The sequence below is a fragment of the Pseudomonas koreensis genome (assembly GCF_036668835.1).
GTDB classification, from domain to species: domain Bacteria; phylum Pseudomonadota; class Gammaproteobacteria; order Pseudomonadales; family Pseudomonadaceae; genus Aquipseudomonas; species Aquipseudomonas koreensis_I.
Map to the genome: position 1 here is coordinate 440289 of NZ_JAZEVW010000005.1, position 20703 is coordinate 460991.

Annotated in this window: 16 protein-coding genes and 1 pseudogene; 2 read left to right on the forward strand and 15 right to left on the reverse strand. The window is 60.7% G+C overall.

From position 1 onward, the window contains the following. Nucleotides 1-124 precede the first annotated feature (124 nt). The 6 genes from V6F91_RS17490 to gcvH all read right to left on the reverse strand — a co-directional run bounded on the left by V6F91_RS17490 (nt 125) and on the right by gcvH (nt 7349). Nucleotides 125-613 (reverse strand): RDD family protein, encoded by a 489-nt coding sequence (locus V6F91_RS17490; RefSeq protein WP_332766535.1) that lies wholly within the window; start codon nt 611-613, stop codon nt 125-127. Between the two features lie 96 nt (nt 614-709). Then, complete coding sequence (locus V6F91_RS17495) at nt 710-922, reverse strand: cold-shock protein (RefSeq protein WP_003227496.1); 213 nt, start codon at nt 920-922, stop codon at nt 710-712. Nucleotides 923-1327: 405 nt separating this feature from the next. After that, nucleotides 1328-2455: a glycine cleavage system aminomethyltransferase GcvT gene (gene gcvT, locus V6F91_RS17500; protein WP_332766537.1), complete on the reverse strand. Its 1128-nt coding sequence runs from the start codon at nt 2453-2455 to the stop codon at nt 1328-1330. 93 nt (nt 2456-2548) lie between these two features. Beyond that, nucleotides 2549-3925 carry an L-serine ammonia-lyase gene (locus V6F91_RS17505; protein ID WP_332766539.1) on the reverse strand — a complete coding sequence of 459 codons (1377 nt, stop codon included), beginning with the start codon at nt 3923-3925 and terminating at the stop codon, nt 2549-2551. 176 nt (nt 3926-4101) lie between these two features. Beyond that, on the reverse strand, nt 4102-6954 hold the full coding sequence (gene gcvP, locus V6F91_RS17510; protein ID WP_332766541.1) for an aminomethyl-transferring glycine dehydrogenase: 2853 nt from the start codon (nt 6952-6954) through the stop codon (nt 4102-4104). An 11-nt stretch (nt 6955-6965) separates the two neighbouring features. Continuing rightward, nucleotides 6966-7349, reverse strand: coding sequence for a glycine cleavage system protein GcvH (gene gcvH, locus V6F91_RS17515; protein ID WP_332766543.1), 384 nt, complete (start codon nt 7347-7349; stop codon nt 6966-6968). Between the two features lie 29 nt (nt 7350-7378). On the opposite strand from gcvH, the gene V6F91_RS17520 reads away from it, so the two are divergent. Then, complete coding sequence (locus tag V6F91_RS17520) at nt 7379-7582, forward strand: hypothetical protein (RefSeq protein WP_332766545.1); 204 nt, start codon at nt 7379-7381, stop codon at nt 7580-7582. Nucleotides 7583-7769: 187 nt separating this feature from the next. Here V6F91_RS17520 and V6F91_RS17525 read toward each other — a convergent pair whose 3' ends face one another. The 6 genes from V6F91_RS17525 to arcD (V6F91_RS17550) form a co-directional block, all read right to left on the reverse strand. Beyond that, on the reverse strand, nt 7770-9278 hold the full coding sequence (locus tag V6F91_RS17525) for a sigma-54-dependent transcriptional regulator (RefSeq protein ID WP_332766547.1): 1509 nt from the start codon (nt 9276-9278) through the stop codon (nt 7770-7772). 259 nt (nt 9279-9537) lie between these two features. Then, nucleotides 9538-9900, reverse strand: coding sequence for a DUF5064 family protein (locus V6F91_RS17530; protein WP_332766550.1), 363 nt, complete (start codon nt 9898-9900; stop codon nt 9538-9540). Nucleotides 9901-9963: 63 nt separating this feature from the next. Continuing rightward, nucleotides 9964-10893, reverse strand: coding sequence for a carbamate kinase (gene arcC / locus V6F91_RS17535; protein ID WP_332766552.1), 930 nt, complete (start codon nt 10891-10893; stop codon nt 9964-9966). Nucleotides 10894-11053: 160 nt separating this feature from the next. After that, nucleotides 11054-12064, reverse strand: coding sequence for an ornithine carbamoyltransferase (locus tag V6F91_RS17540; RefSeq protein ID WP_053123054.1), 1011 nt, complete (start codon nt 12062-12064; stop codon nt 11054-11056). 172 nt (nt 12065-12236) lie between these two features. Next, a complete protein-coding gene (arcA, locus tag V6F91_RS17545) occupies nt 12237-13493 on the reverse strand; it encodes an arginine deiminase (RefSeq protein WP_332766556.1) in 1257 nt (418 codons plus the stop codon). Between the two features lie 35 nt (nt 13494-13528). Next, nucleotides 13529-14956 (reverse strand): arginine-ornithine antiporter, encoded by a 1428-nt coding sequence (arcD, locus tag V6F91_RS17550; RefSeq protein ID WP_332766558.1) that lies wholly within the window; start codon nt 14954-14956, stop codon nt 13529-13531. Between the two features lie 440 nt (nt 14957-15396). Between arcD (V6F91_RS17550) and arcD (V6F91_RS17555) the strand changes: the two genes are divergently transcribed. After that, nucleotides 15397-16824, forward strand: a complete 1428-nt coding sequence (gene arcD / locus V6F91_RS17555; protein WP_332766560.1) for an arginine-ornithine antiporter — start codon at nt 15397-15399, stop codon at nt 16822-16824. 106 nt (nt 16825-16930) lie between these two features. Here the strand turns inward: arcD (V6F91_RS17555) and V6F91_RS17560 are convergent, their stop codons facing one another. The 3 genes and pseudogenes from V6F91_RS17560 to V6F91_RS27505 all read right to left on the reverse strand — a co-directional run. Beyond that, nucleotides 16931-18277, reverse strand: coding sequence for a CoA transferase (locus tag V6F91_RS17560; protein WP_332766562.1), 1347 nt, complete (start codon nt 18275-18277; stop codon nt 16931-16933). Between the two features lie 138 nt (nt 18278-18415). Then, nucleotides 18416-19171 (reverse strand): methyl-accepting chemotaxis protein, encoded by a 756-nt coding sequence (locus V6F91_RS27500; RefSeq protein WP_394508231.1) that lies wholly within the window; start codon nt 19169-19171, stop codon nt 18416-18418. Between the two features lie 150 nt (nt 19172-19321). Then, nucleotides 19322-20554: pseudogene (locus V6F91_RS27505) on the reverse strand (cache domain-containing protein); the annotation flags it as partial. Between the last annotated feature and the right edge of the window lie 149 nt (nt 20555-20703).

Genomic DNA, 20703 nt, shown 5'->3' on the forward strand with positions numbered 1-20703 from the left:
AACAACACAATACCTGTGGGAGCGAGCTTGCTCGTGAAAGCGGTGTATCAGCACCCTATGGATCGGCTGATACGACGCCTTCGCGAGCAAGCTCGCTCCTACATTGGTTTTGGGTGTTCGGAAGTTATCTGGTCTTCTTCGGTATCCGCACAACGTGGCTATCCGAATAAATGTCATGCCAGGTGCGCTTCTGCTTGTCATACAGCGACCAGAAGAAACCCAGCCCGACACACAGCCACGACGCGATCGACACCATGAAGCGCAACAGCGCCTGCCACAGGCTGATCGCCGTGCCGTCGGCGTTCTGCACGCGAATGCCCCACACCTGCATGCCGAGTGTCTGCCCGCCATGGGTCCAGAACTTGGCGAAAAAGCCGAACAGCACCAGCAGCAGCACCGTCGAGTAGAGCGGATCGCCATCGAGCTGCCCGGCATCGGTCATCACTCGCAGGCGTTCTTCGCCAATGATCGCGGCCTGAATCAGCTTGTAGACGAAGCCAGTGACGATCAGCAGCGCAGTGCACAGCAGAAAGTCATAGAACATCGCCGCCAGACGTCGACCAAGACCGACGGCAGGAAAGTCGCCCTGTGGGGTGAGCAGGTTTTTCGACATGGCAGCCTCTGGACGCGAATGGAAGCGGCATTTTACGGATTCGCGCGCACAAAAAAGCCCCTGATATCAATATCAGGGGCTTTTTCGTAGCAGAAATCAGGCTTCGGCTTGTACTTCGTCAGCCTGCATGCCTTTCTGGCCCTGCACAGCAACGAAGGTCACTTTCTGGCCTTCTTTCAGGCTTTTGAAGCCGTTGCCCTGAATGGCGCGGAAATGCACGAACAGATCCGGACCGCTTTCAGGAGTGATAAAACCAAAACCTTTCTCGTCGTTGAACCACTTGACGGTACCGCTCTGACGTGTGGACATTTCTTATTTCCTTTGACGCATTAAATTAATGACAGTCTCTTTCTCATGAAAGAGTACTGGGGCTGGTTGCAGGAGAGTAAGAAGACGTCGAGCGGGATGTAGCTAACTTGTAGGCTACTGCCCAGGTCACGATTCCAAGCTGACCCATGCAAACACAGTGAACGAACTCTACGCCAACTACGGGAGAAAAAACAAGCCCCGCGAAGCGCCCGGTTTTACTGCACTTGCTGGCATTTTGGCAGTTTGTTAGTGCAGCCTTACAAGGTTGGTTCGTTCGCTGGTTTTCAAAGGTTATAAGTAAAGTTCATATTCGAATCAAATGCCGGGTAATGCACTTTTTTGTGGCGATTGCGTTACACATTAGTGCATGCATAACGCAATCGCGTTACTTATAGAAACAGTCAATCAGCCGCGGTAGTAGCGTTGCGGAACAAATGGCATTTTGCTTACAAGCATTTGCACCTTTTTCCCACGCACGATGGCCCAAACCGGGGTTTCAAGGGCGGTATAAGCGCTGTCGAGGTAACCCATTGCCAATGGCCCGCCCAACGTCGGGCCGAAACCACCGCTGCACACGCTGCCGATGATCTCGCCGGCTTCGTTGACGATTTCTGCGCCTTCACGCACTGGCGTACGTTCCTGCGGCAGCAGGCCGACGCGTTTGCGGGCGATGCCGTTCTGTTGCTGCGCAAAAATCTGTTCCGCACCGGGGAAACCGCCGGCCCGCGCGCCATCCGCGCGACGCGCCTTCGAAATCGCCCAGAGCAGGCTGGCTTCGATTGGGGTGGTCTCGGTGTTCATGTCGTGGCCGTACAGGCACAGGCCGGCTTCCAGGCGCAGCGAATCACGAGCGCCGAGGCCGATGGCCTGGACCTCCGGTTCGGCGAGCAGGGCGCGAGCCAGTTTTTCCGCATCGGCGGCCGGTACCGAGATTTCGAAACCGTCTTCACCGGTGTAGCCCGAACGGCTGACGAAGCAGTCGATACCCAGCAGATTGATACGCGCGAACTGCATGAACGTCATCTTCGCTACGTCCGGAGCCAGTCGTGCCAGCACGGTAACGGCTGCCGGACCTTGCAGCGCCAGCAGCGCGCGCTCTTCGAAGAGCGCCGTAATGGTGCACTCATCGCCGATGTGTTGCTGCAGATGTGCCAGATCCTGATCCTTGCAGGCGGCGTTGACCACCAGGAACAATTCGTCGTTGCCGAGGTTGGCGACCATCAAGTCGTCGAGAATGCCGCCGCTGTCATTGGTGAACATCGCGTAGCGCTGCATGCCCACCGGCAGGTCGATAATGTCCACCGGCACCAGGGTTTCCAGGGCTCGGGCGACGTTTGCGCCCCTCAGGCGGATCTGGCCCATGTGCGAGACGTCAAACAGGCCGGCCTGTTCGCGGGTGTGCTGGTGTTCTTTCATCACGCCGAGCGGGTATTGCACGGGCATGTCGTAGCCGGCGAAGGGCACCATGCGCGCGCCGAGTTCGAGGTGCAGCGCGTGGAGCGGGGTTTTCGAGAGTTGTTGTTCGGTGGACATGCGTGGCTCCTTTGAAATTCGGTTCAGGTGAAGGGCAAGATCAAGAGCCCCTCACCCCAGCCCTCTCCCGGAGGGAGAGGGGGCTAGTTACGTTCAGCATTCGATAATGTTGACCGCCAGGCCGCCGCGGGCGGTTTCCTTGTATTTGCTTTTCATGTCGGCGCCGGTCTGGCGCATGGTGCGGATGACTTTGTCGAGGGAGACGAAATGCTGGCCGTCGCCGCGCATGGCCATGCGCACCGCGTTGATCGCTTTCACCGAGCCCATCGCGTTGCGCTCGATGCACGGCACCTGTACCAGCCCGCCAATCGGGTCGCAGGTCAGGCCGAGGTTGTGTTCCATGCCGATTTCCGCGGCGTTCTCGACTTGCTGCACGCTGCCGCCGAGCACTTCGCACAATGCGCCGGCAGCCATCGAACAGGCCACACCGACTTCACCCTGACAACCGACTTCCGCGCCAGAGATCGAAGCGTTTTCCTTGTAGAGAATGCCGATCGCTGCAGCGGTCAGCAGAAAACGCACAACACCGTCGTCGTTCGCGCCGGGGATAAAACGCATGTAGTAATGCAGCACGGCCGGAATGATCCCCGCCGCACCGTTGGTTGGCGCCGTGACCACGCGCCCGCCGTTGGCGTTTTCTTCGTTGACCGCCAGCGCATACAGGTTGACCCAGTCGAGCACTGACAGCGGATCGCGCAGCGCCGATTCGGGGTTTTTGCACAGTTGCCGATGCAGCGCCGCCGCCCGGCGTTTGACCTTCAGGCCGCCCGGCAAGATTCCTTCGTTACGGCAACCCGCCGCGACACAGTCCTGCATGACCTGCCAGATCTTCAGCAGCCCGGCGCGAGTCTCCGCTTCCGGGCGCCAGGCGCTTTCGTTGGTCAGCATCACCTGGCTGATCGACAGGCCGTAGGTGCCGCAATGTCCGAGCAAATCCTTGGCGCTTTTGAACGGGAACGTCAGCGGTGTGGCATCTTCGACGATACGGTCGGCACCGGCCGCATCCTCATCGACGACAAAACCACCGCCCACCGAGTAGTACTCGCGGCTGCGAATCTGCAGCCCCGCCGCATCGAAGGCGCGGAAAATCATGCCGTTGGGGTGGTAGGCCAGCGGTTTGCGAATCATCGCCAGGTGTTCTTTCTCGTTGAACGCAATGCTGTGTTCACCGAGCAGATTAAGCCGGCCGTTGCCGCGAATTTCTTGCAGGCGGGCGGCGACGGTTTCGGTATCGACGGTGTCCGGGTGTTCACCTTCGAGGCCGAGCAACACGGCCTTGTCGCTGCCGTGTCCCTTGCCGGTAGCGCCGAGCGAACCGTACAACTCGACGCGCACGCTGGCGGTGGCTGAAAGCAGGTTTTCACGACGCAGACCTTCAGCGAAACGCGCGGCTGCGCGCATCGGGCCGACGGTGTGGGAGCTGGAGGGGCCGATGCCAATCTTGAACAGGTCGAACACGCTTAACGACATGGGGGCTCCTGCGGAGCAGTTGCTAGCTTCAAGCTGCAAGCTGCAAGTAAAAGCGGAACGGGTTTTTCCTTGCGGCTTCTATAAGGCCTCAGTGCATGCAGCAAGACACAAGCCGCAAGTAAAAGCAGATCAGCCCTTACTTGCAGCTTGCAGCTAGAAACTTGCAGCTGCCGCTCTTAAGCGTAGCTTTCGATCGACGGGCAGGCGCACACCAGGTTGCGATCGCCGAAGACGTTGTCGACGCGACCGACCGGTGGCCAGTATTTGCCTTCCACCAGCGACGCCACCGGGTACACCGCTTGCTCGCGGCTGTACGGGTGGGTCCACTCGCCCACCAGTTCCGCTGCGGTGTGCGGGGCGTTTTTCAGTGGGTTGTCGTCCTTGTCCAGGGCGCCGTTTTCCACCGCGCGTATTTCTTCGCGGATGCGGATCATGGCGTCGCAGAAGCGATCCAGTTCTTCTTTGGATTCGCTTTCGGTCGGCTCGATCATCAGCGTGCCGGCGACCGGGAACGACATGGTCGGGGCGTGGAAACCGAAGTCGATCAGGCGCTTGGCGACGTCATCGACGCTGATGCCGCTGCTGTCTTTCAACGGGCGCAGATCGAGAATGCACTCGTGCGCCACCAAACCGTTGCTGCCGGTGTACAGCACCGGATAGTGCTCTTCGAGGCGACGGGAAATGTAGTTGGCATTGAGGATCGCCAGTTGCGAAGCGCGTTTCAGGCCGGCGCCGCCCATCATGCGGATGTACATCCAGGTGATCGGCAGAATGCTCGCGCTGCCGAACGGTGCCGCGCAGACCGCGCCTTCCTTGCGTTCCATCTGGCCGTGGCCAGGCAGGAATGGGGTCAGGTGCGACTTGACGCCAATCGGGCCAACGCCCGGGCCGCCACCGCCATGCGGGATGCAGAAGGTCTTGTGCAGGTTCAGGTGCGAGACGTCGCCGCCGAACTTGCCCGGTGCGCAGAGGCCGACCATCGCGTTCATGTTGGCGCCGTCGATGTACACCTGGCCGCCGTTGTCATGAATGATGCCGCAGATTTCGCGGATGCCTTCTTCGAACACGCCGTGGGTCGACGGGTAAGTGATCATCAGCGCGGCGAGGTGTTCGCGGTGCTCGATGGCTTTGGCGCGCAGGTCTTCGATGTCGACGTTGCCACGCGCGTCGCACGCGGTGACGACTACGCGCATGCCGGCCATGTTGGCGGTGGCCGGGTTGGTGCCGTGGGCCGACGACGGGATCAGGCAGATGTCGCGGCGTTCATCGCCACGGCTCTGGTGGTAGGCGCGGATCGCCAGCAGGCCAGCGTATTCGCCTTGCGAACCGGCGTTCGGTTGCAGCGAGATCGAGTCATAACCGGTAGCGGCGCAGAGCATCGCTTCCAGCTCGTCAGTCAGTTGCTGGTAACCGGCGCTTTGTGCGGCCGGGGCGAACGGGTGCAGGGCGCCGAATTCGGCCCAGGTCACCGGGATCATTTCACTCGCGGCGTTGAGTTTCATGGTGCACGAGCCCAGCGGGATCATGGTGCGATCCAGTGCCAGGTCCTTGTCCGCCAGTTTGCGCAGGTAGCGCATCAGCTCGGTTTCCGAGTGATAACGGTTGAACACCGGGTGGCTGAGAATCGGCGACTGGCGAACCAGCGACGCAGGAATGGTGCTTTGTACCGAAGCGGCCAGCGCGGCGAAATCCGGCAGGGTCTTGCCGTCAGCGAACAGGCCCCACAGGGTTTCGATATCGGCTTGCGTGGTGGTTTCGTCGACCGACAGGCCCAGGCGTTCGGCATCGATGACGCGCAGGTTGATCTGCGCCGCGTGCGCCTTGTCATGCAGCGCGGCGGTGTTCGCGCCGGTGGCCACAGTCAGGGTGTCGAAGAAACTGGTTTGTTCGACGTTAGCGCCCAGAGCAGTCAGGCCCTTGGCCAGAATCGCGGTCAGGTGATGCACGCGGTTGGCGATCTGGGTCAGGCCTTTCGGGCCGTGATACACGGCGTACATGCTGGCGATGTTGGCCAGCAGCACCTGCGCGGTGCAGATGTTCGACGTGGCCTTTTCGCGACGAATATGTTGTTCGCGGGTCTGCATCGCCAGACGCAGCGCCGGCTTGCCGAAGCGGTCAACCGAAACCCCGACCAGACGGCCCGGCATGTCGCGCTTGAACGCATCTTTGGTGGAGAAGTACGCGGCGTGCGGGCCACCGAAGCCCAGCGGTACGCCGAAGCGTTGCGCCGAACCAACGGCGACGTCAGCGCCGAACTCGCCCGGGGCGGTCAGCAGGGTCAGGGCCAGTAGATCGGCAGCGACCGCGACCAGTGCATTGGCGGCGTGGAAGCGTTCGGTCAGTTCGCGGTAGTCGAATACATCACCGTTGCTGGCCGGGTATTGCAGCAGTGCGCCGAAGAACGGCGTCACGTCGGTCAGTTCGTGCTCATCGCCCACGACCACGTCAATGCCCAGCGGCTCGGCGCGGGTGCGCAGCACGTCGAGGGTTTGCGGGTGGCTGTGGATCGAGGCGAAGAACTGGTGGCTGCCCTTGTTCTTGCTCAGGCGTTTGCAGAAGGTCATGGCTTCAGCAGCGGCGGTGGCTTCGTCGAGCAGGGAAGCGTTGGCGATCGGCAGGCCGGTGAGATCGCTGATCAGGGTCTGGAAATTCAGCAGTGCTTCGAGGCGGCCCTGGGAAATTTCTGGCTGGTACGGCGTGTACGCGGTGTACCAGGCCGGGTTTTCCAGCAGGTTGCGCAGGATTGGCGACGGCGTGTGGCAGTTGTAGTAGCCCTGGCCGATGTAGGTTTTGAACAGCTGGTTTTTGCCGGCGATCGATTTGATCATCGCCAGCGCGTCGGCTTCGCTGAGGCCGTCGTCCATGCCGAGCACGCTGGTGCCCTTGATGCTTTCCGGGATGACGCTGGCGCTCAACGCTTCGAGGGAATCGAAGCCGAGGCTGTTGAGCATGGCTTGCTCGTCGCCGGCGCGCGGGCCGATGTGACGGGCGATGAATTCGTTGGCAGTGCCGAGGTTGATTTGGCTCATGTCGCTACTCCTCAGGCTTCGGCTTGGGCTTTGATCAGACGGTCGTAAGCGTCCTGATCGAGCAGTTTGGCAACGGCGGACGCGTCGCTTGGCTGAAAGCGGAAGAACCAGCCTTGGCCCAGCGGATCTTCGTTGACCAGTTCCGGGGCATCTTCCAGTGCCGGGTTGACTTCCAGTACGTCGCCGTCGAGCGGCATGTACACGCCGCTGGCAGCTTTTACCGATTCCACGGTGGCGGCTTCGGCGCCTTTTTCGTAGGCCTGCAGCTCAGGCAGTTGCACGAACACCACGTCGCCCAAGGCGTTCTGCGCGAAAGCGGTAATGCCGACAGTAACGCTGCCGTCAGCTTCGGTACGCAGCCATTCGTGATCTTCAGTAAAACGCAACTCGCTCATGGAAACTCCTCAGGGGCCAGACTCGTCTGGTGGACGCGGTGGAAAGCGTGGGCGGTGGTGCCCTTATCAATGAGGAGATGATTAGCAAGAATGCGGCCAATAAGGTTTTTGTGTTTGTAATCAATGACTTAACGGTTATTGAGCGCGAGGCTAAAGTGATGCCTGTAGCGAAATCGCTACAGGCGCAGGCGGGGAAAAAAGCTGAACCGGATCAAAGCCTTGCACAGCGGTGATCGAGGGCGGGTGTAGCGATATCGTTCCGCTGTAGCGGTTTCAGTACAGATGGAGGTCGTTTTCAAGATCGCCACGGTCCCCTGTAGGAGTGAGCCTGCTCGCGATAGCGGTATGTCAGCTAAAAATGTGTCGGCTGATACACCGCTATCGCGAGCAGGCTCACTCCTACAGGGGGCGGTGGTGTGTTCAGGGCTTGTTGGGTATGCCGTACTTGCGCAGCCGGTGGGCAATGGCCGTGTGCGAGGTTTGCAAACGGCTCGCCAGTTGTCGGGTCGACGGATAGCTCACATAGAGCTTTTCCAGCAGACCGCGCTCGAACCCTTCGACAGCCTGTTCAAGGCTGTCGACGTCGGTGTCGGTCTGCCGCGCCATTGAGGTGCCGGCGATGTCCAGATCGCCGATGTCCACCAGGCTGCTTTCACAAATCGCCGCCGCGCGGAAAATCACGTTCTGCAACTGGCGCACATTGCCCGGCCAGCGGTTGCCGAGCAGCGCCGGGTAAGTGCCCGGTGCGAGGCGGCAGACCGGCCGCTGGATCTGCGCACAGGCCTGCTGCATGAAATAGCGCGCCAGCAACAGAATGTCCTGGCCGCGTTCGCGCAGCGGCGGCACTTCGACGTTGAGCACGTTTAGGCGATAGAACAGGTCTTCGCGGAACAGGCCTTCGCTGACCATTTTTTCCAGATCGCGGTGGGTGGCGCTGAGGATGCGTACGTCGACCTTGACTTCGCGATCACCGCCCACCCGGCGGAAACTGCCGTCGTTGAGAAAACGCAGCAACTTGGCTTGCAGGTACGGTGACATTTCGCCGATCTCATCGAGAAATACCGTGCCTTGGTTGGCCAGTTCCATCAGCCCCGGTTTGCCACCGCGCGCCGCGCCGGTGAAGGCGCCGGGGGCGTAGCCGAACAGCTCGCTCTCGGCGAGGTTTTCCGGCAGGGCTGCGCAGTTGAGCGCGAGAAACGGCGCACTGTGCCGCGCGCTGATCGCATGGCAGGCGCGGGCGACCAGTTCTTTACCGGTGCCGGTTTCGCCCTGGATCAACAGCGGCGCATCCAGCGCGGCAACCCGTTGCGCGCGCGCCTTGAGCGTGCGGATCGCCGGGGATTCGCCGAGCAGCGCATCGAAACCTTCGGCGTGGTCATGGTGCAGCGCCGAGAGTTGTTCGCCGATGCGGTTCGGTTGATACAGGGTGAGCAGGGCGCCGGCATCGGTGATTGGCGTGGCGTCGAGCAGCAAGGTCTGGCCGTTGACGGTGATCTCGCGCAGCGGCAGGCGAAAGCCCTGTTCGAGCAAGGCGTCGAGCAGCGCCGGATCGTCGAACAGTTCCGCGACGCTTTCCCCGGCCGGTTCGCGACCGTACAAGGCAATCAGCGCCGGGTTGGCCAGCAGCACCTTGCCGGCGCTGTCGAGGGCCAGCACCGGATCGGTCATCGCCGCGAGCAGGGCATCGAGTTGCAGATGTCGACGCTGGCCGGGAAGGATGTCGACTACCGTCACCGCCTCGACGCCACGGACCCGAAACAGCGCATCCTTGAGCTCTTCGAGCACTTGCGCGCTGAGGGTCGGCGCGTCGATGTAGACGTTCGGCGGGATCATCTCCACCGCATCCAGATTGAGATTGCGCCCACCGAGGATAGCCAGGACTTCCTGGGTAATGCCGACGCGGTCGATGAAACTGACGTGGATACGCATGGGACGGTTCAGTGATCTGCAGGGCGAGGAGGGCGCAAGTATGCCTTGGGCTTGGAGGCAGGTGAAAGCAAAAGCACCCTCACCCCAGCCCTCTCCCAGGGGGAGAGGGAGCCGACCGCGGTGTCTTGGGTGATACTTCGGCCTGAAAGATCGAGTCGATTAAGGATTCAGCGATGCAGTATCAGGACGGCGTAATTCCGAAGCATCCACCCTAGCCCTCTCCCTCCGGGAGAGGGCTAGGGTGAGGGGCTTTTGATCTTTATTCGAAATGCTCGGGATTGACCGGATCCCCCGAATGCATATTCAACTTCTGCCGAATATCCTCGAACATCAGATCGTAATGCTTGTGCACCGAACCGATCTGGCTGTGAGCCTTGGGAATCCCGTATTTCTCGGCGATCCGGGTCACGTCACGGGCGAAGTTGTAAGCCTCTTCCTTGGGCAGGAAAAATGTCTCCTTCATGTCCTTGTTCTGCATGCTGCCATGCAGGGTGAACTGAATGCCTTTGCCTTTCTGCGGATCGGTGAACACTTCGTAGTCGAGGCTCACGTTGTAACTGACGTCATCGTCCGTCAACGCATGCCGCTCGATGTGCAAATGACCAGGTTCGAATTGGGCCATTGAGTTACTCCTTTCAAGGCATGGGAGAGGGGCGGACGCTTGGCTCGCCCCCGGAGCTTATGGTTATCGGTAGCTGATGCCGGACTTGGCCGTGGACACCCGCGTACCCGCGGTGCCCTGCACGATCGCTTCGATATCGGCCAGCGAGCCGATCACCGCGACCTTGCCAGTATGGCGCGCGAATTCGCAGGCTGCCTGGACCTTCGGTCCCATGGAGCCAGCGGCGAAACCCAAGCGTTCGAGTTCATCCGGGTGGGCTTCGGCGATGGCTTTCTGCGTCGGTTTACCGTAGTCGATGAACGCCGCGTTGACATCGGTAGCGATCACCAGCAGATCGGCCTCCAGCTGTTCAGCGAGCAGCGCCGAGCACAGGTCCTTGTCGATCACCGCCTCGATGCCCTTGAGGTTGCGGTTTTCGTCGTACATGGTCGGGATGCCGCCGCCACCGGCGCAGATCACGATGCTGCCTTTGTCGAGCAGCCACTTGATCGGACGGATTTCAAAGATGCGTTTCGGCCGAGGACTGGCGACCACTCGACGGAATTTGTCGCCGTCCGGGGCAATTGCCCAGCCTTTCTCGGCAGCGAGTTTTTCCGCTTCGGCTTTGTCGTAAACGGGGCCGATCGGTTTGGTCGGGTTCCTGAAGGCCGGGTCGTTGGCGTCGACTTCGACCTGGGTGAGCAGGGTGGCGAACGGCACTTCGAAGTCGAGCAGGTTGCCCAGTTCCTGTTCGATGATGTAGCCGATCATGCCTTCGGTTTCGGCGCCGAGCACGTCCAGCGGGTAAGGGCTAACGGAAGTGTAGGCCGCCGCTTGCAGCGACAGCAGACCGACTTGCGGGCCATTGCCGTGGGCGATGACCAGTTGGTTACCGGGATGGATCTTGGCGATTTGCTCGGTGGCGATGCGGATGTTGGCGCGCTGGTTGTCAGCGGTCATCGGCTCGCCACGACGGAGCAGGGCGTTACCGCCCAGAGCTACGACGATACGCATGGTGCATGTCCTTCTAGAAAACAGTGAGTTCGTGCAGGACGAATGCGATCCCTGTGGGAGCCGGGATTGCCCGCGATGGCGGTGTATCAGTCAGTGTCTATGTCGGCTGACACACCGCAATCGCTGGCAAGCCAGCTCCCACAGGGACCGGGTCGATCAGTTAGAGATCAGCCAGGGTCGAAACCAGAATCGCCTTGATCGTGTGCATGCGGTTTTCCGCTTGCTCGAAGGCGATGCAGGCGGGCGACTCGAACACGTCGTCGGTCACTTCGATGCCGTTTTTCAGGTGCGGATACTGCTCGGCAATCTGCTTGCCGACTTTGGTATCGCTGTTGTGAAAGGCCGGCAGGCAGTGCATGAACTTGGTGCGCGGGTTGCCGCTGGCTTTCATCAGTTCGGCGTTGACCTGATACGGCAGCAATTGCTGGATGCGCTCGGCCCAGGCCTCCACCGGCTCGCCCATCGATACCCAGACGTCGGTGTGGATGAAATCGACGCCTTTAACCGCGGCTTTCGGATCTTCAGTCAGAGTGATACGTGCGCCACTTTCTTCCGCATATTTATGGCAACGCTCAACCAGATCATCCAGTGGCCACAGGGCTTTCGGCGCGCAGATGCGCACGTCCATGCCCAGTTTGGCGCCGATCAGCAACAGCGAGTTGCCCATGTTGTTGCGCGCATCGCCGAGGTAGGCGTAGCTGATTTCGTGAATCGGTTTGTCGGCGTGTTCACGCATGGTCAACACGTCGGCGATCATTTGCGTCGGGTGATATTCATCGGTCAGGCCGTTGAACACCGGCACCCCGGCGAACTTGGCCAGTTCCTCGACGATTTCCTGCTTGAAGCCACGGTATTCGATCGCGTCGTACATGCGTCCGAGCACGCGGGCGGTGTCTTTCATGCTTTCCTTGTGGCCGATCTGCGAGGAGTTCGGGTCGATGTAGGTGACATTGGCGCCTTGGTCGTAGGCCGCTACTTCGAACGCGCAACGGGTGCGGGTCGAGGTTTTTTCGAAGATCAGGGCGATGTTGTTGCCCTTCAGGTGTTGTTGCTCGGTGCCGGTGTACTTGGCGCGTTTCAGATCGCGGGACAGGTCGAGCAGGTAACGCAGCTCACGTGGGGTGTGGTGTTCCAGGCTCAGCAAGTTACGGTTGTGAATATTAAACGCCATGATGATTCTCCTTGCCCGACACTGTGAAAGCTACTGCGCTCGGAAATACTGCGTTAAAAACAGGCTCGGAATGCTCATTTACAATCAGTAGACTCCGCTTCCTCGCCTGTTTTTGCCTTGTCTTTCCTTCGCTCGCTACGCTTTCACAGCGCCGGGTCGTGTTAAGAAAAAGTTAGTAATCGATCGGGTCGCGGATGATCGGGCAGGTCATGCAGTGGCCACCGCCGCGGCCGCGGCCCAGTTCGCCGGCGCTGATGGTGATGACTTCCACGCCGGCCTTGCGCAGCAGGGTGTTGGTGTAGGTGTTGCGGTCGTAGCCGATGACCACGCCCGGTTCCACCGCCACCACGTTGTTGCCGTCGTCCCATTGCTCGCGTTCGGCGGCGAAGCTGTTGCCGCCGGTTTCCACCACGCGCAGCCTGGGCAGGTTGAGCGCCGCGGCGACCGTGTCGAGGAAACTGCCTTCTTCGCGGCGAATGTCGATGCCGCCCTGTTTGCTTTCATCAGGACGCAGGGTGAAGGCGACAATCTGGTTGACCACTTCGGGGAAGATCGTCACCAGGTCGCGGTCGCAGAAGCTGAACACGGTGTCCAGGTGCATCGCTGCGCGGGATTTCGGCAGGCCGGCGACGATGACTTTTTCCACCGCTTTGTTCTTGAACAGGTTCAGCGCCAGTTGGCCGATGGCCTGACGCGACGAACGTTCGCCCATGCCGATCAGCACCACGCCATTGCCGATCGGCATGACGTCGCCGCCCTCAAGGGTGGAGCTGCCGTGATCCTTGTCCGGGTCGCCGTACCAGATCTCGAAGTCGGCGTTGGTGAACTGCGGATGGAATTTGTAGATGGCGGTGGTCAGCAGGGTTTCCTGACGGCGCGCCGGCCAGTACATCGGGTTGAGCGTCACGCCGCCATAGATCCAGCAGGTGGTGTCGCGGGTGAACTGAGTGTTCGGCAGCGGCGGCAGAATGAAGCTGGAATGGCCGAGGAAGTCGCGGAACATCTGGATGGTCTTGCCACCAAAGCTGTCCGGCAGGTCATCGGCGGAAACCCCGCCAATCAGAAACTCGGCGATGTGCCGTGGCTCGAGGCTTTTCAGCCAGGATTTGACTTCGCTGATCAGGCCCAGGCCCACCGAGTCGGCGGTGACCTTGCGCTCGAGAATCCAGTCCAGCGCTTCGGGGATGGCGACGATGTCGGTGAGCAGGTTGTGCATTTCCAGCACGTCGATGCCACGCTCGCGCATCTTGGTGACGAAGTCGAAGTGATCGCGCTTGGCCTGCGCCACCCACAGCACGTCGTCGAACAGCAGTTCATCGCAGTTGTTCGGGGTCAGCCGCTGATGGGCCAGACCTGGGGAGCAAACCATGACTTTACGCAGTTTCCCGGCTTCGGAGTGGACGCCGTACTTCACTTTTTCCGTGGTCATTTCAGTGTTCCTCCAGATGACAATTCAATCAGGGGTTACAGCGTCAGGAAGCCGTCGTAGAGACCGTAGGCCGCCACCACGGCGCCTATGACCACTGCGGCGAAAATCAGCTTCTCGACATTGGTGAAAACCGGTTGTTTGAGTTCCAGCTTGGCCTTGGCGAACAGGATTGCGCCGGGTGCGTAGAGCAGGGCCGAGAGCAGCAGGTACTTGACCCCGCCGGCGTACAGCAGCCACACCGCATAGATCAGGGCGATGCCGCCGATGATCAGATCCTTGCGTCGCTCGGCGGCGAAGCCTTCGTAACTCTCGCCACGCACCGCCAGCAGCAGGGCGTAAGCCGCCGACCACAGGTACGGCACCAGAATCATCGACGTGGCGAGGTAGATCAGCGACAGGTAGGTACTGGCCGAAAACAGGGTGATGATCAGGAAAATCTGCACCATCGCGTTGGTCAGCCACAGGGCGTTGACCGGTACGTGGTTGGCGTTTTCCTTGCGCAGAAACTCCGGCATGGTGTGGTCTTTGGCGGCGGCGAACATGATCTCCGCGCACAGCAGCACCCACGACAGCAGCGCCCCCAACAGGGAGATGATCAGGCCGACGCTGATCAGCACCGCGCCCCAATGACCGACCACGTGCTCAAGCACGGCGGCCATCGACGGGTTCTGCAGTTTCGCCAGTTCCGGCTGGGTCATGATGCCCAGCGACAGCACGTTGACCAGCACCAGAAACAGCAGCACGGTGATGAATCCGATCACCGTGGCTTTGCCGACGTCGGAACGTTTTTCCGCCCGCGCCGAGAAGATGCTCGCGCCCTCGATGCCGATGAACACCCACACGGTGACCAGCATCATGTTGCGCACCTGGTTCATCACACTGCCCAGATCAGGGTTTTTCACGCCCCAGATGTCGGCGGTGAAGATGTCCAGTTTGAACGCGAAGACCGCGATCAGCACGAACAGCAGCAGCGGCACGACCTTGGCAACCGTGGTCACCAGGTTGATGAACGCCGCTTCCTTGATCCCGCGCAGCACCAAAAAATGCACGCCCCACAGCAACACCGAGGCGCCGATGACCGCCGCCGGCGTGTTGCCTTCGCCGAAAACCGGAAAGAAGTAACCCAGGGTGCTGAACAGCAACACGAAGTAACCGACGTTGCCCAGCCAGGCACTGATCCAGTAGCCCCAGGCGGACGAGAAACCCATGTAATCGCCGAATCCGGCCTTGGCGTAGGCGTAGACACCGCCGTCCAGGTCCGGCTTGCGATTGGCGAGGGTTTGAAAGACAAACGCGAGGGTGAGCATGCCGACGGCGGTGATGGCCCAGCCGATCAGCACTGCACCGACGTCAGCACTGGCGGCCATGTTTTGTGGCAACGAAAATATCCCGCCACCGATCATTGAACCGACGACCAGTGCAACCAGTGCACCGAGTCTTAGTTTTCCGGGCGCTTCAGACATTTGCATGACTCCATTGCAGGAGAGAAGAGATCACAGCGTAAATCTGTTGTCTGTTCAAACAGCTGACATAGATCAGTGCATGGTCACATTCCATTGTTAATGAATGACTTAGGCAACCACTAGTGGCATTAGGCTTTCGTCTGTGAGGCCCGTTCTAGAAGCTTTGTGGCTATGTGGATGGGAATGGCTATTATTACTTTCGAATTATCACGCTAGTTCTTTTCTGGCGTTTGGCAAATTTTCCGCCGCTGTTTTCAGTACAGAATTGATTTATCAGGATCAGCGCACAGAAATGTCTTAACGTGCTATGCGTTATCGTTCTCGGCTATATATAAAGGGCTAAGCTGAACCTTTATCTGATAAGCATCATCTAGTTTTAAGGTTTTTAGCCGGCCATTGTTACAAATCAACTTCACCACGGTTTTACGAAGGAGACTTGCATGTCGCAACCGACACAGAAGCTGCGACTGGGCGCGCTGATCGCGCTGGTGGTGGGGTCGATGATTGGTGGGGGGATTTTCTCGCTGCCGCAGAACATGGCGGCACGCGCCGATGCCGGAGCGATTCTGATCGGTTGGGGCATCACTGCCGTCGGCATGCTGACGCTGGCCTTCGTGTTTCAGACGCTGGCCAATCGCAAGCCGGAGCTGGACTCGGGTGTGTACGCCTACGCCAAGGCCGGGTTCGGCGACTACATGGGCTTTTCTTCGGCGTGGGGATACTGGATCAGCGCCTGGCTGGGTAATGTCGGTTATTTCGTGTTGCTGTTCAGCACCCTCGGCTATTTCTTTCCGGTGTTCGGTCAGGGCAACACGCCGATCGCCATCGGCTGCGCCTCGGTGCTGCTGTGGGCGGTGCATTTTCTGGTGATGCGCGGGATCAAGGAGGCGGCGCTGATCAACCAGTTGACCACCATCGCCAAGGTCGTGCCGCTGATCATGTTCATCGTCATCGCGGCGGTGGCGTTCAAGGCGGATATTTTCACCCGCGACATCTGGGGCACCAGTAATCCGAATTTCGGCGGGGTGATGGATCAGGTGCGCAACATGATGCTGGTCACCGTGTTCGTGTTCATCGGCATCGAAGGCGCCAGCGTGTACTCGGCGCGGGCTGAGAAACGCAGCGACGTCGGTCGCGCCACGGTGATCGGTTTTATCGGCGTGCTGGCGCTGCTGGTGCTGGTCAATGTGCTGTCGCTGGGCATCATGACCCAACCGGAACTGGCCAATCTGCAGAACCCTTCACTGGCGGCGGTGCTTGAGCACATCGTCGGGCCGTGGGGCGCATTGCTGATCAGCGTCGGCCTGGCGATTTCGCTGCTTGGGGCGTTGCTGTCGTGGGCCTTGCTCTGCGCCGAGATCCTGTTCGCCACCGCCAAAGACAAGACCATGCCGGCGTTCCTGACCAAGGAAAACAAAAATCACGTGCCGGTCAATGCGCTGTGGCTGACCAACGCGATGATCCAGATTTTCCTGCTGATCACGCTGTTTTCGGCGGGCACTTACACCAGTCTGATCTACCTGGCCTCGTCGATGATTCTGGTGCCGTACCTGTGGTCGGCGGCTTACGCGGTGCTGCTCAGCGGGCGTGGCGAAACCTACGAACACGCCTCGGCCGAACGCAGCAAGGACCTGCTGATCGGCGGCATCGCCCTGGTTTATGCGGTTTGGTTGCTGTACGCCGGCGGGGTCAAATACCTGCTGCTGTCGGCGCTGTTGTATGCGCCAGGGGCGATTCTGTTTGCCCAGGCCAAGCGTGAGGCGGGCGAGCCGTTGTTTACCACGGTGGAGAAGGGGATTTTTGCCTGCGTGGTGATTGGCGCGGGGCTGGCGGCGTATGGGTTGTATAGCGGGGTGTTGAGTTTGTAGGCGGGTTTGCTTTGGCAGGTCAGGCCTCATCGCGAGCAGGCTCACTCCTACATTTGGAATGCGTTCCCCTGTAGGAGTGAGCCTGCTCGCGATAGCGGTTTCCAATTCACCACCGTGGGCGGTGTGAACCCAGGTCTATGGCTGGCAAGTCCCATTGGACCGGCGTCCCGCCAATCTCTACCGGCACGCGCAACCGCCGCGCCGGGCCCCACGCGGTCTGTTCAATCGCAGGAGCCTGATCCAGCGCATCTTCGGCCCGCAACGGCTCATTCGTCCCCGGCCCATGCTCGATCAACAATTTCGCCGTACGCGCCAGCGACAACCGCGCCGAACCCCCGCGTCCGTTGGCCAGTCGTTCAGTCAGCAACCTCAGCGCACTCGCTGCCATCAGATACCCGGTCGCATGGTCCAACGCCTGCACCGGCAAGGGCGTCGGTTTGTCTGCCTGCTTCCAGCGTTGCCCGGCCTCGGCGATGCCGCTGCTCATCTGCACCAGGCTGTCGAAACCGCGCCGGTTGCGCCACGGACCGCTCCAGCCATAGGCATTCAGGCTGACGTCGATCAATCCCGGCGCCAATTGCTGCCGACGTTCAAAGCTGAAGCCGAGATGTTCCAGGGCATCGGCGCGATAACCGTGCAGCAGGAGGTCGGCTTCTTTCAACAGATTCTCGAACACCGCGCGATCCGCTGGATCATGCAGATCCAGGCGCGCGCAGCGCTTGCCCAGGGTCATTTCCGGGACGACGCCGGGTTCGTTCCACGTCGGCGAGTCGATGCGCAACACATCCGCGCCCAGCCCGGCGAGAAAACGGCTGGCCGTAGGGCCGGCCAGTACGCGAGTCAGGTCCAGCACCTTGATTCCGGCCAGGGGGCGCGCGGCCGAGCCTTGCCATGGCAGGGTTTTGCCATCCACCTGTTCAGCAAAATGCACCAGCGGCTCGGCATTCACCGCAAGGCCTTGCGGGTGCTGCTGCCACTGCGCCCAGCTGCGCATCTCGGCGGCGCACCCGTGGGCTTCGACCACCGCTTGCTCCAGCGCCGTGCTGGTCCACAGCGCGATTTTGGTCGCCATCGCCGTACGGTCGGCACAGGCACCGAGCACCCGTTCAGCGGCGGCGCGGTGATGCGGGGCGTTGGTGTGCAGGCGAATCCAGCCGTCTGCGGTGGCGTAGTCACCGGCGACCGGGTCCCACAGCGGCGGGACTTGCCAGCCGATTGGCCGGATCGAAGAACTGAACCAGAACGACGCCAGGCGACGATCGACGGCGACGGTCGGTAATTCACCGGTCTGCTGGCGGAGCAATTCGCTGACCGCCTGACCGGCCGCGGCGAGGCTGGCGCAGGCCAGATCGGTGACGGCAAACGCTGAGGGCAGGGCGCCATGCCCGTTGAACGCGAATGGCGTGGGTGGCAAGCCGAGTGCGGTTTGAATGGAGGTGAGCAAGTCAGTCATCGAAAACCCTCCGGAGCGAGAGGGCGATGATAGTGCAAAAGACACGCGGTTTAGATGAAACCGCAGGATCAACACTCGCCCCTGTGGGAGCTGGCAAGCCAGCTCCCACAGGGATTTGTGGTGTTCCTGCTCTGGGGATTACACGCGGAACTGATCCATCAATTTCATCTGCTGGCTCGCCAGGCTGTTGAGCTGGCTGCTGATCGCGGCGGATTCAGTGGCCTGCCCGGTGAGGGTTTCGGTGACGGTGCGGATCGCCGAGACGTTGCGGTTGACCTCTTCGGCCACGGCGCTCTGTTGTTCGGCGGCGCTGGCGATCTGCAGGTTCATGTCGCTGATCACGGTCACCGCATCGCTGATCTTGCCCAGCGCGTCGACCGCCTGACGAATCTGCCCGGCGTTGTTGTGCGCCTGGGTCTGGCTCGAATGCATGGTCGCGACCACGCCACGGGTGCCGGTCTGGATGCGCTCGATCACCAGGCGGATTTCCTCTACCGAATCCTGGGTGCGCTTGGCGAGGTTGCGCACCTCGTCAGCGACTACGGCGAAACCACGGCCGCTCTCACCGGCGCGGGCGGCTTCGATGGCGGCGTTGAGGGCGAGCAGGTTGGTTTGCTCGGCGATGCTGCGGATCACTTCCAGCACCGAGCCGATCTGCTCGCTATTGACCGCCAGCGCTTCGACTTCGCTCACCGCTTTGCTGACTTCGTCGGCCAACTGGTTGATGTCACGAGTGCTGCGCTCGATGATCGCCATACCGTCCTTGGCCGACTGATCGGCACCTTTTGCAGCATTGGCGGCGTTCGAGGCGCTGTTGGCGACGTCGTGGGCGGTGGCGCTCATTTCGTTGGACGCGGTGGCGACCTGGTCGATTTCGCGGAACTGCACCTGCATGCCTTCGCTGGTCTGCCGGGCGATTTCCGAAGACTGGTCGGCAGTGCCACGGGCTTCGGTGATGCTTTGCTTGATCTGTGCGATGGTCGGTTGCAGCTTGTCGAGAAAGCGGTTGAACCAGTTCACCAGCTCGCCCAGCTCATCCTTTTTGCTGTAGTTCAGGCGCTGGGTCAGATCGCCTTCGCCGCTGGCGATGTTCTTCAGCATTTCGGCGACGCTGTTGATCGGGCGCGTAACGCCGGAAGCGGTGAGCCAGATCAGCAGCAGGCCGACCAAACCGGCCAACACGGCGACCAGGAGTGCGGTAATCACGCCGGTTTCCTGGGCGTCGTCGAGCACCGCTTGCAGTTTCACCGAGTCGGCCAGCAGCACGTGTTTCGGCAGGTCAATGACCACGCCCCAGGCGCGCGAATTGCCTATCGGGTCAACCGGATACACCGCGCGGATGAGGTCACCCTGTTCGAGGATCTTCGGCGTGCCGGCAGTCAGCAGTTGCAGCACGTCCTTACTGTCGACGCCCGGCGTGTCGCCGATCTTCTTGCCGACCTTGCTCGCATCGGCGCTGTCCGCCGCGAGCACGCCGCTGCCGGAAACGATGAGCATGTGCCCGGCGTTGTTGAACAGGTTGCGCTGCGACTCGACGGCGGCGGCTTGCAGAGCGTCGAGGGCAATGTCGATACCGACCACGCCGAGGGCTTTGCCGTCGACCATCAACGGTACGGAAATGGTCGTCATGAGCATTTCCTTGGTCCCGACGGTGTCGGCATACGGGTCGAGCAGGCAGGTGCGCTTGTTGTCGCGGGGACAGGTGTACCAGCTGTTATAGGGCGTGCCGCTGACGCTGAGGGTGGTCTTGGTCAGGTCTTCTTCGACCATGATCGTGTTCAGCGCAGCACCGCCGGCGCGGCTCCAGTAGGTGGCGAAGCGCCCGGCTTCGTTGGACTGGCGCGCGGCGTCATCGACGAATTCGCTGTCCTTGCCATCCAGACCGTTGGGTTCGAAAGCCAGCCAGATGCCCAGCACCTTGTCGTTGCGCTCGAACGCGGTTTTCAGGCTCTGGTTCAACTCTTCCCGCAGGGCACCAGCGTCGAGTGAACGCTTGGCAGCCATGACGCGCAGGTCCTTGATCTGGTCGGCCAGCGCAGTGATCACCAGCAGGCTTTCGCCGAAGGTTTTCTGCACGCGCACCGCTTGTTCGGCGGCTTTGGCCTGCAGCAGATTCTGCACGCTGGCGGTGAGCAACTGGTTGCTGGAAGTACTGACCAGTTCGTCGTTCTGATTGGTCTGGTACATGTTCATGCCGACGATCAGCGCAACCACACCGAGCAGGCACAGGCCGCTGAGCAGGACGATTTTCAGGCGAATGGAGAGTGAGTCGAACATCGGGCGTCTCGTAAATGGAAAAGGAAAAGTGACTGTCGGGTAAATGAACTACCCGGTTCGCCAAATCCATTCAGCGCCATGTCTGCTCATCGGCGAGCAACGAAATGGCATGAGGCGGCTGCCGACGAACGGTCAGCGCTAAACGTTTG

Bases quoted from the DNA above. Each gene is read 5' to 3' on its own strand.
- V6F91_RS27500 (WP_394508231.1), bottom strand. From the start codon at position 19,171: ATGCAGGTGCAGTTCCGCGAAATCGACCAGGTCGCCACCGCGTCCAAC.
- V6F91_RS17495 (WP_003227496.1), bottom strand. From the start codon at position 922: ATGTCCACACGTCAGAGCGGTACCGTCAAGTGGTTCAACGACGAGAAA.
- V6F91_RS17505 (WP_332766539.1), bottom strand. From the start codon at position 3,925: ATGTCGTTAAGCGTGTTCGACCTGTTCAAGATTGGCATCGGCCCCTCC.
- gcvP (WP_332766541.1), bottom strand. From the start codon at position 6,954: ATGAGCCAAATCAACCTCGGCACTGCCAACGAATTCATCGCCCGTCAC.
- V6F91_RS17525 (WP_332766547.1), bottom strand. From the start codon at position 9,278: ATGCGTATCCACGTCAGTTTCATCGACCGCGTCGGCATTACCCAGGAA.
- gcvH (WP_332766543.1), bottom strand. From the start codon at position 7,349: ATGAGCGAGTTGCGTTTTACTGAAGATCACGAATGGCTGCGTACCGAA.
- arcD (WP_332766558.1), bottom strand. From the start codon at position 14,956: ATGTCTGAAGCGCCCGGAAAACTAAGACTCGGTGCACTGGTTGCACTG.
- arcC (WP_332766552.1), bottom strand. From the start codon at position 10,893: ATGCGTATCGTCGTAGCTCTGGGCGGTAACGCCCTGCTCCGTCGTGGC.
- V6F91_RS17540 (WP_053123054.1), bottom strand. From the start codon at position 12,064: ATGGCGTTTAATATTCACAACCGTAACTTGCTGAGCCTGGAACACCAC.
- gcvT (WP_332766537.1), bottom strand. From the start codon at position 2,455: ATGTCCACCGAACAACAACTCTCGAAAACCCCGCTCCACGCGCTGCAC.
- arcD (WP_332766560.1), top strand. From the start codon at position 15,397: ATGTCGCAACCGACACAGAAGCTGCGACTGGGCGCGCTGATCGCGCTG.
- V6F91_RS17560 (WP_332766562.1), bottom strand. From the start codon at position 18,277: ATGACTGACTTGCTCACCTCCATTCAAACCGCACTCGGCTTGCCACCC.
- V6F91_RS17530 (WP_332766550.1), bottom strand. From the start codon at position 9,900: ATGGCCCAATTCGAACCTGGTCATTTGCACATCGAGCGGCATGCGTTG.
- V6F91_RS17490 (WP_332766535.1), bottom strand. From the start codon at position 613: ATGTCGAAAAACCTGCTCACCCCACAGGGCGACTTTCCTGCCGTCGGT.
- arcA (WP_332766556.1), bottom strand. From the start codon at position 13,493: ATGACCACGGAAAAAGTGAAGTACGGCGTCCACTCCGAAGCCGGGAAA.